This is a genomic window from Heyndrickxia sp. FSL W8-0496, assembly GCF_038007825.1.
In the GTDB taxonomy this organism is placed as follows: domain Bacteria; phylum Bacillota; class Bacilli; order Bacillales; family Bacillaceae_C; genus Heyndrickxia; species Heyndrickxia oleronia.
This window is the reverse complement of sequence record NZ_JBBOXX010000001.1, coordinates 1,965,245-1,977,273: the sequence shown is the minus strand read 5'-3', so window position 1 is coordinate 1,977,273 and position 12,029 is coordinate 1,965,245. Positions and strand designations below refer to the sequence as shown.

Annotated in this window: 10 protein-coding genes; 1 reads left to right on the top strand and 9 read right to left on the bottom strand. The window is 37.2% G+C overall.

Annotation, left to right across the window (positions count from 1 at the left end; all coding sequences use genetic code 11):
• Nucleotides 1-13 precede the first annotated feature (13 nt).
• Entirely contained in the window at nucleotides 14-421 is a 408-nt protein-coding gene (gene mce / locus NST63_RS09955; RefSeq protein ID WP_212943046.1) for a methylmalonyl-CoA epimerase, read from the bottom strand.
• A gap of 213 nt (nucleotides 422-634) precedes the next feature.
• Between mce and prli42 the strand changes: the two genes are divergently transcribed.
• Nucleotides 635-727, top strand: a complete 93-nt coding sequence (prli42, locus tag NST63_RS09950; RefSeq protein ID WP_152984711.1) for a stressosome-associated protein Prli42 — start codon at nucleotides 635-637, stop codon at nucleotides 725-727.
• Between the two features lie 205 nt (nucleotides 728-932).
• Here prli42 and NST63_RS09945 read toward each other — a convergent pair whose 3' ends face one another.
• The 8 genes from NST63_RS09945 to lpdA all read right to left on the bottom strand — a co-directional run bounded on the left by NST63_RS09945 (nucleotide 933) and on the right by lpdA (nucleotide 12,011).
• Nucleotides 933-1,370, bottom strand: coding sequence for a BrxA/BrxB family bacilliredoxin (locus NST63_RS09945; RefSeq protein WP_071976149.1), 438 nt, complete (start codon nucleotides 1,368-1,370; stop codon nucleotides 933-935).
• A 242-nt stretch (nucleotides 1,371-1,612) separates the two neighbouring features.
• On the bottom strand, nucleotides 1,613-2,728 hold the full coding sequence (meaB, locus tag NST63_RS09940; RefSeq protein WP_341041983.1) for a methylmalonyl Co-A mutase-associated GTPase MeaB: 1,116 nt from the start codon (nucleotides 2,726-2,728) through the stop codon (nucleotides 1,613-1,615).
• Entirely contained in the window at nucleotides 2,729-4,870 is a 2,142-nt protein-coding gene (scpA, locus tag NST63_RS09935) for a methylmalonyl-CoA mutase (protein ID WP_373312628.1), read from the bottom strand.
• Nucleotides 4,871-4,897: 27 nt separating this feature from the next.
• Entirely contained in the window at nucleotides 4,898-6,733 is a 1,836-nt protein-coding gene (locus tag NST63_RS09930; RefSeq protein ID WP_341041982.1) for a methylmalonyl-CoA mutase family protein, read from the bottom strand.
• Nucleotides 6,734-7,217: 484 nt separating this feature from the next.
• On the bottom strand, nucleotides 7,218-8,513 hold the full coding sequence (locus NST63_RS09925; protein WP_212943054.1) for a dihydrolipoamide acetyltransferase family protein: 1,296 nt from the start codon (nucleotides 8,511-8,513) through the stop codon (nucleotides 7,218-7,220).
• 33 nt (nucleotides 8,514-8,546) lie between these two features.
• Entirely contained in the window at nucleotides 8,547-9,530 is a 984-nt protein-coding gene (locus tag NST63_RS09920; protein ID WP_058002249.1) for an alpha-ketoacid dehydrogenase subunit beta, read from the bottom strand.
• A 28-nt stretch (nucleotides 9,531-9,558) separates the two neighbouring features.
• A complete protein-coding gene (locus NST63_RS09915) occupies nucleotides 9,559-10,557 on the bottom strand; it encodes a thiamine pyrophosphate-dependent dehydrogenase E1 component subunit alpha (protein WP_058002248.1) in 999 nt (332 codons plus the stop codon).
• Between the two features lie 29 nt (nucleotides 10,558-10,586).
• Entirely contained in the window at nucleotides 10,587-12,011 is a 1,425-nt protein-coding gene (gene lpdA / locus NST63_RS09910; protein WP_341041981.1) for a dihydrolipoyl dehydrogenase, read from the bottom strand.
• Nucleotides 12,012-12,029 lie beyond the last annotated feature (18 nt).

Sequence of the window (12,029 nt, the reverse complement as noted above, 5' to 3'; positions counted from 1 at the left end):
TGAAGTATAAATTTCATCTTTCATTTTGCTTTTCGCATAATTCATAGAGGACTCCATGTCCCGATTTTGGATGAAGAAAAGCGACTTGAGCACCACCTGCTCCGAGCTTGGGTTGTTCTTGAATCATCTTTATTCCTTTTTCTTTAAGCTCTTTCATGCGTGAATTAATATCCTCTACCCCAAAAGCGATGTGGTGAATTCCTTGACCACGTTTTTCTAAAAATTTAGTAATGGTACTAGATTCATTTAATGGCTCCAATAATTCTATTTTTACATTCCCAGCATCAATAAACGCCACTCGAATCTTTTCTGAATCTACTTCTTCAATATGTAAGCATGTAAATGGAAGCGTTTCCGTATAAAAAGGCAAAACGTCCTCAATTGAGTGTACGGCAATACCAATATGATCCACTTTTTTCATTATGACCCCTCCCCTTGTTGTATCAATATATACTTATACATGAAGTGTCAAATTTCCTGCAATTATTTGATATTTTTAGTCGTTACTTTCTCTTTCAACTCATACAATCTTTCATAAAAACGTCTTATTTAATTCTATTTATGGCTTGTCTTCGTTTCTTTTTGTGAATAAAATATGTATAAGGAATCCTTGAAATAAGGAGTGAATGTATACATGTCTAAAAAAACGCAAAAATTTATAGTCTATTTAATGTTAATCGTTATGCTGGCTTCTACTTTATTAATGGGACTCTCATGGTTATTATAATTGCCTCTTTTCTCATGTTTCTATTAAAGTATTGATTTTACTGATAAAAATATGTTAAATAACGATCATTCCTTGCATTACATTGTTCTTATAAAGCTGAATGTGAAAAAGGCGATAATAAGGCTTTTACACAGGCAACAAACTATACAAAAAAAGTCTTATAATAAAAAAAATCCGGTCGCTAACCGGATTTTTTTATTACCTATTAAATTTCCTCACAATATTGATCAAAGTATTCTTGTAGTTTATTTACGACAGACATCGGATCATGTCCTTCGATTTCGTGACGCTCAACCATTGTTAATAGCTTCCCATCTTTTAATAGAGCAAATGATGGGGATGAAGGCGGATACCCTTCAAAGTAACTACGAGCTTTTGCCGTAGCTTCTTTATCTTGTCCAGCAAACACTGTGACAAGATGATCTGGTCTTTTATCATGATGAATCGCATGAGCAGCCGCTGGGCGTGCTATTCCACCTGCACAACCACAAACAGAATTGACAAGGACTAAAGTAGTCCCTTTTTGGTTTAATGCCTCATCCACTTCTTCTGCAGTTAATAATTCTTTATAACCAGATGCCGTTGCCTCTTCCCTTGCACCACGGACGACATCATTCATGAATAGATTGAAATCCATACTCATTTTCTCGCTTCCTTTCATACCTCAATTAATCTTCCTATTCATCATAGCAGGTTTTTCCTCAATTATACAAATAATCAATTTCAAAAATAGATCAGCACTCATTTGATATTTTTTGTAAAGGAAAAGGTTTAAGAAATTTTAAAGCGGGTATGATATGAATACATCTAGATCCATACCCCTAAACTCCCTAGATGTTATTGGATAGCGATCGCTCGCTGTCCTTTTTTTATGTTTAATAATTTTTATTTCTCCTTTTTAAAATAGGATTGGAAAAGATCATTCACCGCATTTGTAACGGTTATATTTCCTTCAATCACTGATTTTTTATAAATTGGAAGTAGTTTCTTCACCTCAGAATGTTGGAAAAAGGACTGCTCTAGCCTTTCTGTGATTTGTGAAAACATCCACTCCTGTGCTTGTAGCTTCCTTCTTTCCGCAAAAGCTCCAGATTCACTTGTATTTTCCATAAAGCTAGTAATTATATTCCAAACATTTACAATGCCATTTCCATAAAGAGCGGAGCAAGTATAAGCTTTCGTTTCCCATCCTTTAGTAGCTGGCATAAGAAAATGAAGAATTTGATTGTATTCTTTCCGTGTTTTTTCTGCTAAGGATTTATTATCACCATCAGCTTTGTTCACAACAATAGCATCAGCCAATTCCATAATTCCTTTTTTCATCCCTTGCAACTGGTCACCTGCACCGGTAATAGTCAAAAGCATGAAAAAATCAACCATGCCTCTAACAATCACTTCACTTTGACCAACACCAACCGTTTCTACAATAATCACATCAAATCCTGCAGCTTCACATGCTAGAATTGATTCTCTAGTTTTACGATGTACTCCTCCTAATGTCCCAGATGAAGGGGATGGACGAATATATGCATTTTCATTTTTTACTAATCTTTCCATCCTTGTTTTATCACCTAGAATACTGCCACCACTAATACTTGAACTTGGATCAATGGCAAGTACCGCCACCTTATGTCCTCGTTCACATAATAACATACCGAATTCTTCAATAAATGTACTTTTCCCTGCACCAGGTACACCAGTAATGCCAATTCGAATTGAATTTCCTGTAAAAGGCAGTAATTCGCCAAGTATTTCTTGAGCTTTTTCGAAATGATGGGGTGCATTACTTTCAATAAGCGTGATCGCCTTTGAAAGAATCATTCGATCTCCTTGTAAAATACTTTGTACGAAATCAATCACAGAGGGATCTTCTTTCAGTCGTTTTCGAAATAGTTTTCTAGATGATTTCGTAAATCCATCATGTGTGGAAGAAATCCCTGGTACATAGGATGAGGTATCATGTTCATCATTTGACCATTCAGGTCGATTTAAATTAGTCATTTAATCCGTCACTTCCTCATAGCCTAAACGATGATAAATTTCTTCAATCACCTTTCCTGCTGCAACAGGAATGACTGTACCAGGTCCAAAAATCGCTGCTGCCCCATTTTCCTTTAAAAATGGATAGTCTTGAGCAGGAATCACCCCACCGATAACGACAACTATATCTTCACGACCTATTTTTTTAAGTTCTGCAACTAATTGTGGCAATAAGGTTTTATGTCCTGCCGCTAATGAACTCACACCGATGACATGGACATCATTTTCAGCCGCTTGTTTGGCTGTTTCTTCCGGAGTTTGGAATAATGGACCAATATCCACATCAAACCCTAAATCCGCAAATGCGGTTGCAATGATTTTAGCCCCGCGATCATGGCCATCCTGCCCCATTTTTGCAATTAATATTCTCGGTCTTCGTCCTTCATTCTCCATGAATCCCTCTGCCATTTCCTGCACCTCGGAAATCTCCTCTTCATTTGAAAAATGCGAGCTATATACTCCACTCACAGAACGAATCACCGCCTTATGTCTTCCAGAAACTGATTCAATCGCATCTGAAATTTCACCTAATGTAGCACGGGCACGGGCAGCATCGACAGCAAGCTCTAGTAAGTTTCCTTCTCCACTCTTTGCTGCCTTAGTAAGTTTTTGCAGACTAAGTTTAATATCATTTTCATTTCGCGATGACTTTAAATGCTTCAACCGTTCAATTTGTTTTTGCCTAACCACCGTGTTATCAATATTTAAAATATCAAGAGGCTCCTCTTCCTCTAAACGAAACCGATTCACACCAATAATCGTTTCCTTCCCTGAATCGATGTATGCTTGCCTTCTTGCGGAGGCTTCTTCTATTCTCATTTTTGGTAAGCCTGTTTCAATCGCCTTTGTCATTCCACCTAGACTTTCAATCTCTTCAATATGCTCCCATGCTTTATTCATTAATTCATTTGTTAGAGATTCAACATAATAGGAGCCTCCCCAAGGATCAATAACATTTGTAATCCCTGTTTCCTCCTGTAAATATAGTTGCGTATTACGGGCAATTCTTGCAGAAAAGTCAGTTGGTAGTGCAATGGCCTCATCAAGTGCATTGGTATGAAGTGATTGTGTATGTCCCATTGCTGCTGCATGTGCCTCAATCAAAGTCCTTGTTACATTATTAAAAGGATCCTGCTCGGTTAAACTCCACCCAGATGTTTGCGAATGTGTTCGTAGTGCCAGTGACTTTTTGTTTTTAGGTTCAAAAGGTTGGATTAATTGTGCCCAAATTCTTCTCGCTGCACGCATCTTTGCCACTTCCATAAAATAATTCATACCGATAGCCCAGAAGAACGATAATCTCGGAGCAAATGAGTCGATATCAATCCCTGCTTTTAAACCTGTTCGAACATACTCTAATCCATCCGCTAATGTGTAAGCTAATTCAAGATCTGCCGGTGCACCCGCCTCTTGCATATGGTAACCTGATATTGAAATGCTATTAAATTTCGGCATTTTTTTTGATGTATATTCAAATATATCCGCAATAATTTTCATAGACATTTCAGGAGGATAGATATACGTGTTACGAACCATATATTCTTTTAAAATATCATTTTGAATCGTACCAGCAAGTTTCTCTGGTGGTACTCCTTGCTCTTCCGCAGTTACTATATAGAATGCTAAAATTGGTAAAACTGCACCATTCATTGTCATAGAGACGGACATTTGATCAAGAGGAATCCCATCAAAGAGAATCTTCATATCCAAGATTGAATCGATAGCAACCCCTGCTTTTCCTACATCACCAACAACGCGCGGATGATCAGAGTCATATCCTCGATGTGTGGCTAAATCAAAGGCAACAGATAATCCTTTTTGTCCCATCGCTAAATTTCTTCTGTAAAATGCATTACTTTCTTCAGCAGTGGAGAATCCTGCATATTGGCGAACTGTCCAAGGACGATTTACATACATCGTAGGATACGGACCTCTCGTATACGGAACCAAACCTGGTTTATCATCTAAGTGGTTTAGTCCTTGAATATCCTTTTTGGTATAAAGTGGTTGAATAGAGATTTTTTCATTCGTTTCAAATAATTGGTCCTTCGTTATCGAAGGGGTGTCATACCGTTTTAGAGCAGACATTAATTCTGGTTCAATGATTTGAAAATTTGGTTTATTCCCCACCTATTCCACCTCCCATAATGACAACAACGTGGTTAATTTTTCGATCCTATTTTGATTTTTATTAATTGATCCAGAGATGCCCTTATTCTTCAGTTGTGAAAATACTTCAATTGTAATATTCCCAACAATATCAATGATAGGTTTTCTATTATTTTTTGAAAACCAAGTTTCATATTTCCCTAAAAATAATTGATAAACATCATCATTTCCACAAACACAATAATATGGGTAGTTAGTTTCTCTCATGAAGGTTTGCATATCATCTATATTCATGCACTCCTTGCTCCATGTAGCTTTTATCCCACCAGAAGCTAAAAAGCCAGTTGCAAAATCTGCACGTGCTTTATGATCCTTTAATGGTCCTAAACAGATTATTCCAGCTTGAGGAGGTACTCCCATTTGTTCTAGTTGATAAGATTTTTTTCTTAGCCTTTCAAATGGCTCAGATAATCTATTTACTGAAGTGTTCGCATTGTGTTTATGAAATTCAGCTGGGAAAGTGATTGGTTCTGCTAAATTAACATACACATTGGTTCCAATTAATGATTGCTTACCAGTAGCTATTGCATTCTGTCTTTTTTCCAATACTTGATTGATTTCATTTTGAATCCAGTCTGATTTAAGAACGTCAATTATTCCACCTTTCGCATCGATTAATTGAAATTGCTCCCATGCTTTACCGGCAATTTCATTCGTAAGGGATTCAATATAATAAGAGCCGCCTGCAGGATCGATGACTTTACTTAAATGAGCTTCTTCTCTTAGGATCCATTGAATATTTCTTGCAATCCGAGCTGAGAACTCATTTGATTCTGTATAAGCCTCATCAAATGCTGCGACATGAAGAAAATCAACCCCACCAATTACTGCCGCGAATGCTTCGTTTCCAGCTCTTAAGAGATTGACATATGGATCCAAAATGGATTTCGTCAATGATGAAGTTTCTGCACTAGTGGTCACATGCTGATATTCTTTAGGTAATTGATAAGCATTTGCTACTGTAGACCATAATCTGCGAAATGCGCGAAGCTTAGCTATTTCCATAAAAAAGTTCGCACCAATTGAAAAGTGAAAAACTAGTTTTTCAGCAATTCTTGCTGGTTCCCATTGTTCATCCTTTAAGCTTTCTATATAAAATATCGATTCCGCAAGAGCAATGGCAATTTCCTGTATAGCATTTGCCCCAGCATTATGATAGGGGGCTGTGTCTATTAATATTGTTTTTAATTTTGGAAACTCATTATCTGCTCGCTTGATTTGTATGATCCATTCATTCAATTCCCTATCATCCAGGTTCACTATATCCCCTTTAGCAATTTTCCGTGAAATGATATCGGTTCCTACAAAACCGTTTATAGTTTCCTTCTCTGGATGCCTCAACAGTTTTTCCAACAAGCCTTTAAAATGGTTCTTTGTTGGTAAGAAAAGAGGTACCTTTCTAAACTCAATTCCTTTTAGATCCAAAAAATTAATTTGATCAAAATCCTCGACTTGATCGACGTCAAATACAATGGTTTCCTGCCCTCTTTGCATAAAATTTTGAAGCATCGGGTAAAGATCTTCCCAGCTACTTTTCTTTATTTGTTGGGCAATTTTCCATCCAAACTGCTTCCTTCCAAGCTCATCGAATCCTCTTGTATGTAATCCTGTACCAGGAATCTGCTCTATTTTTGTTTGATCAATATCTTCAACTGTATATAAAGGTTTCAAAGCAATATTTTCATACGTATCTTTAGTTGATATACCCCTACCCTTTAGTGATTGTTTAACTGCTTCTTCCCAATCTTCTATGGAATGAACAGTAAAGTTCTTTTGCTTTATGTCCTTTACATTCATTACCTGTTAAACCCCCTTTGTTCTTTGTAAACGATTGCAATTTTTATAAAATAAAATAGATTATGAATTACCTAATATTATTTTAATATAAATAAAGTTTTCAATCTACTTTTTCCCGATTTATTCTAAGTTTGTTTTAATGTAGCGGATTATGTTTTTAATGCAGCAGTAATTATCCTTCATGATTCCATATATAGACTAAAATTGTCTCTCAAACTTATGTTGAAAGACATTTCTAAACGAAAAATGAGGATGATGTGTCCTTCATGTACAAATAGTATAAATATTGCAAAGGCTGTTTTTGTATCGTTTTATTACCTTATGTAAATGGCCTACTGCAAGCTTTTATACCTAATTAAGGGGCAAAATTTCACAGTGAAGTTCTTCGACTTATTCCTATTATCCTAAATAGCTACATAGTTTGAGAAAAAAGCCTACAAAAAAGAACCCGCCATAATGACGAGTTCTCCACAAGTATTTCTTATTAGTAGACAGACGTTTCGTTTGAAATATTTTCAAGAATTTGTTTTACACGTTGAAGGAATCTACCGCAAATTAATCCATCAAGAACACGGTGATCTAGGGACATACAGAGGTTCACCATGTCGCGAACTGCGATCATCCCATTATTCATGACAACTGGTCGTTTCACAATCGATTCAACCTGTAGAATTGCAGCTTGTGGATAATTAATGATCCCCATTGATTGGACAGAACCAAATGAACCTGTGTTATTCACAGTAAATGTTCCACCTTGCATTTCATCTGCTTTTAATGTTCCCGTACGAACTTTATTTGCTAAATCAAATATTTCCTTTGCGATTCCTTTGACTGATTTATCGTCTGCATTTTTAATAACAGGAACAAATAATGCATCATCCGTAGCAACCGCTATTGAAATATTAATATCTTTCTTTTGAATAATTTTGTCACCAGCCCACATTGAGTTAATTTGTGGGAATTCTTTTAGGGCTTGTGCTACTGCCTTAACAAAGAAAGCAAAATAAGTGATATTAAATCCTTCACGTTTTTTGAAGTCTGATTTGATGGAATCACGATACTCCACTAAGTTTGTTACATCAACTTCCATCATTGTCCAAGCATGTGGTGCTTCATGCTTGCTTCTTAACATATTGCTTGCAATTGCTTTTCGAACCCCGCTAACAGGGATTTCAATATCCCCTGGCAATGTTGGAATATTAACAGTTGGTGTAGATGGCTTCGCAGCAACAGCAGCTACAGGTGCTGCAGGCTTATTTTCTACCGTTTGATTAGTTTGTACTGTTGCCTCATTACTTGCCTTTGGAATATTTCCAGACTCAATGATTTTAAGTAAATCTTTTCTTGTAATCCGACCATCTTTACCTGTACCATCAACTAGCGTTAGATCAATATCGTGCTCCTGTGAAAGCTTAAGAACAGCAGGTGAGTAACGTGCTTTTCCTTTGTTTTCCTTTATTTCTTGTGATGGTGCAGAATCTTTTTTATCTATTTCTGTCTTCTCCTCGCTATCTGAAGAAGCCGTAGCCGTTGCATTTCCTTCCACTTCCATCGTACAAATCACTTGACCTACTTCAAGAGTATCACCTTCTTCAGCAATTAACTCTTTAATTACCCCTGTAAAAGAAGACGGTACTTCTGCATTTACTTTATCTGTCATCACTTCAGCTAGCGGGTCATATTTATTTACATGGTCTCCCGGGGAGACAAGCCATTTACTTATTGTACCTTCTGTTACACTTTCCCCTAGTTGAGGCATCGTAATTTTTTCTAGTGTCATTAAGGGTACCTCCTTGTCATCTATTGATCAGTATTAGTATTCAGCTAATTCCCTCATTGCTTTTTCAACTTTATCAGGGTTAACCATAAAATACTTTTCCATTGTCGGTGCATATGGCATAGCCGGAACATCAGGTCCTGCCAAGCGCATGATTGGAGCATCTAAATCAAACAAGCAATTTTCCGCAATAATCGCAGAAACCTCACTCATGATGCTACCTTCTTTATTGTCCTCGGTTACTAATAAAACTTTTCCAGTTTTTGAAGCTGCCTCAATAATTGCCTCTTTATCTAATGGATAGACAGTACGGAGATCCAATATATGAGCTTCAATTCCATCTTGCGCAAGCCTTTCTGCCGCTTGTAAGGCAAAGTGGACACTTAATCCATATGTAATAACCGTGATGTCATCACCTTCACGCTTAACATCTGCCTTCCCAATTGGTAAGACATAATCATCATCAGGAACCTCTCCCTTGATTAGACGGTATGCACGTTTATGCTCAAAGAAAATAACAGGGTCCTCATCACGGATTGCAGCCTTTAGTAATCCCTTGACGTCATATGGAGTCGATGGCATAACAATTTTCAATCCTGGTTGATTAGCAAACACTGCTTCAACAGATTGAGAATGATACAATGCACCATGAACACCACCACCATACGGTGCGCGAATAACCATTGGGCAATTCCAATCATTATTCGAACGATAACGTATCTTCGCTGCTTCTGAAATAATTTGATTAACAGCAGGCATGATAAAATCAGCAAACTGCATTTCAGCAATAGGTCTCATTCCATACATCGCTGCTCCAATTCCGACACCTGCAATTGCCGATTCTGCTAATGGGGTATCAATAACACGCTCTTCACCAAACTGATCATAAAGACCTTGTGTAGCCTTGAATACCCCACCTTTTTTACCAACATCTTCTCCTAAAACAAATACACGTGAATCACGTTCCATTTCTTCTCGAATTGCCATTGTAACTGCATCTATATATGAAATAACTGGCATTTTTTGTTCCCTCCTGTTCTCCTAAAAATTATTCACTTTTAGCATAGACATACTTCAATGCATCCTCTGGATCTGCATAAGGTGCATTCTCAGCGTAATCTGTCGCTTCATTAACAATCTTCATCACACGATCATTTATTTCTTTTTCAAGTGCATCATTCAATACACCGACTTCCTTTAAATAAGCACCAAATGTAATGATGGAATCCTTCGTTCTCGCTTCTGCAACTTCATCTTGTGAACGATATGCACGATCATCATCATCTGAAGAGTGAGCAGTTAAACGATAAGAAATGGCTTCAATTAGTGTTGGGCCTTCACCTTTTCTTCCTCTATCAGCAGCTTCCTTCACCGCTTTATATACCTCTAATGGATCATTACCATCAATTGTTACTCCAGGCATTCCGTACCCAATTGCACGATCAGATACTTTTTCACATGCTAACTGACGTTCAATAGGAACTGAAATCGCATATTTATTGTTTTCACACATAAAAATTACAGGTAATTTATGAACTCCTGCAAAGTTTGCTCCTTCATGGAAATCACCTTGATTTGAAGAGCCTTCGCCAAATGTCACAAATGTAACTAAATCTTTCTTTTCCATTTTACCTGCTAAAGCGATCCCTACTGCATGTGGCACTTGAGTAGTTACAGGAGAGGATCCTGTTACAATACGATTTTTCTTTTGTCCAAAATGGCCTGGCATTTGGCGACCCCCAGAGTTTGGATCTTCTGCCTTTGCGAATCCAGATAACATCAGTTCTTTAGGAGTCATTCCAAATGCTAAGACAACTCCTAAATCACGATAATAAGGAAGGACATAGTCCTTATCACGGTCTAAAGCAAATGCTGCACCAACTTGTGCAGCTTCTTGTCCCTGACAGGAAATAACAAATGGTATTTTTCCTGAACGGTTTAACAACCACATTCGTTCATCAATACGGCGTGCCATTAACATTGTTTCATACATTTCTAAAACGGTTTCGTCCGATAAACCTAAAGCTTTATGTCGATTTTCAGTCATAGTTTCCTACCTCCTAATAAAATCTAATTTTATGAATGAATCGCTTTGCCGTCAACAGCTAATGCTGCTTCACCAATTGCCTCACTTAATGATGGGTGCGGATGTATAGTATGTGCAACCTCCCATGGAGTGGCATCAAGAACACGAGCAAGTCCCGCTTCAGAAATCATATCTGTCACATGTGGTCCAATCATATGAACACCAAGAATATCATCTGTATCCTTGTCTGCAATGATTTTCACAAAACCATCTGCTTCTCCATAAACTAAAGCTTTACCGATTGCTCTAAAATTGAATTTCCCTACTTTAAGTTGATAGCCTTTTTCCTTTGCTTCCTGTTCTGTAAGACCGACACTTGCCATTTCAGGATTACTATAAATACACTTAGAAATTAAAGAATAATCGATTGGATCTGGTTTTTCCCCAGCAATATGTTCGACAGCAACAATTCCTTCATGTGAAGCAACATGGGCTAATTGTAAGCCACCAATCACATCACCGATTGCATATATATGTGATTCCTTCGTTTGAAAATATTCATTTACCTGGATAAATCCTTTTTCTACTTGAATTTCAGTGTTTTGTAACCCGATATTTTCAGTATTCGCTTGGCGTCCTACTGAAACAAGAATTTTTTCACCTTTAAAACTTTGTTGTTCACCTTTTACTTCAGCAGAAATTGAAACTTGTGTATTTTCAATCTGTAAGGATTCAGAAAGAACTTTTGCAGAGGTTACAATTTTCACCCCTTTTTTCTTTAAGATCCGCGCTGCTTCCTTCGAAATTTCATGATCTTCAGTTGGAACTATTCGATCAGCATATTCAATGACTGTAACTTCTACACCAAAATCATTTAACATCGATGCCCACTCAATCCCAATCACACCGCCACCAACAATAATAATTGATTTGGGTAATTCAGTTAAACTGAGTGCCTCGTCAGATGAAAGAACTTTTTCCCCATCAAACTCTAATCCTGGAAGTGATCGAGGACGAGAGCCTGTCGCAATAATCACATTTTTAGGAATGAGCATTTCATTTTCTTGACCATTGTTCATCTCTACAGAAATTGTTCCAGGCATCGGGGAGAAGATAGATGGTCCTAAAATTCGACCAATTCCTTCGTAAACATCAATTTTTCCTTGTTTCATCAAATGTTGAACGCCACGATGTAGTTGATCAACAATTTGATTTTTTCTTTCTTGCACACGTGGAAAATTAAGCTGTACTTCTCCTATTTCAACTCCAAAATCCTCGCTTTTTTTAGCAGTTGCATAAACTTCTGCACTACGTAGTAAAGCTTTACTTGGTATACAACCTTTATGTAAACAAGTACCGCCTAATAGGCCTTTCTCAACAATCGCTGTTTTAAGCCCTAATTGTGATGCTCGGATGGCGGCAACATAACCACCAGTTCCACCACCTAAAATGACTAAATCATATTCTTGTGCCAAAAATATTCCTCCTAACTT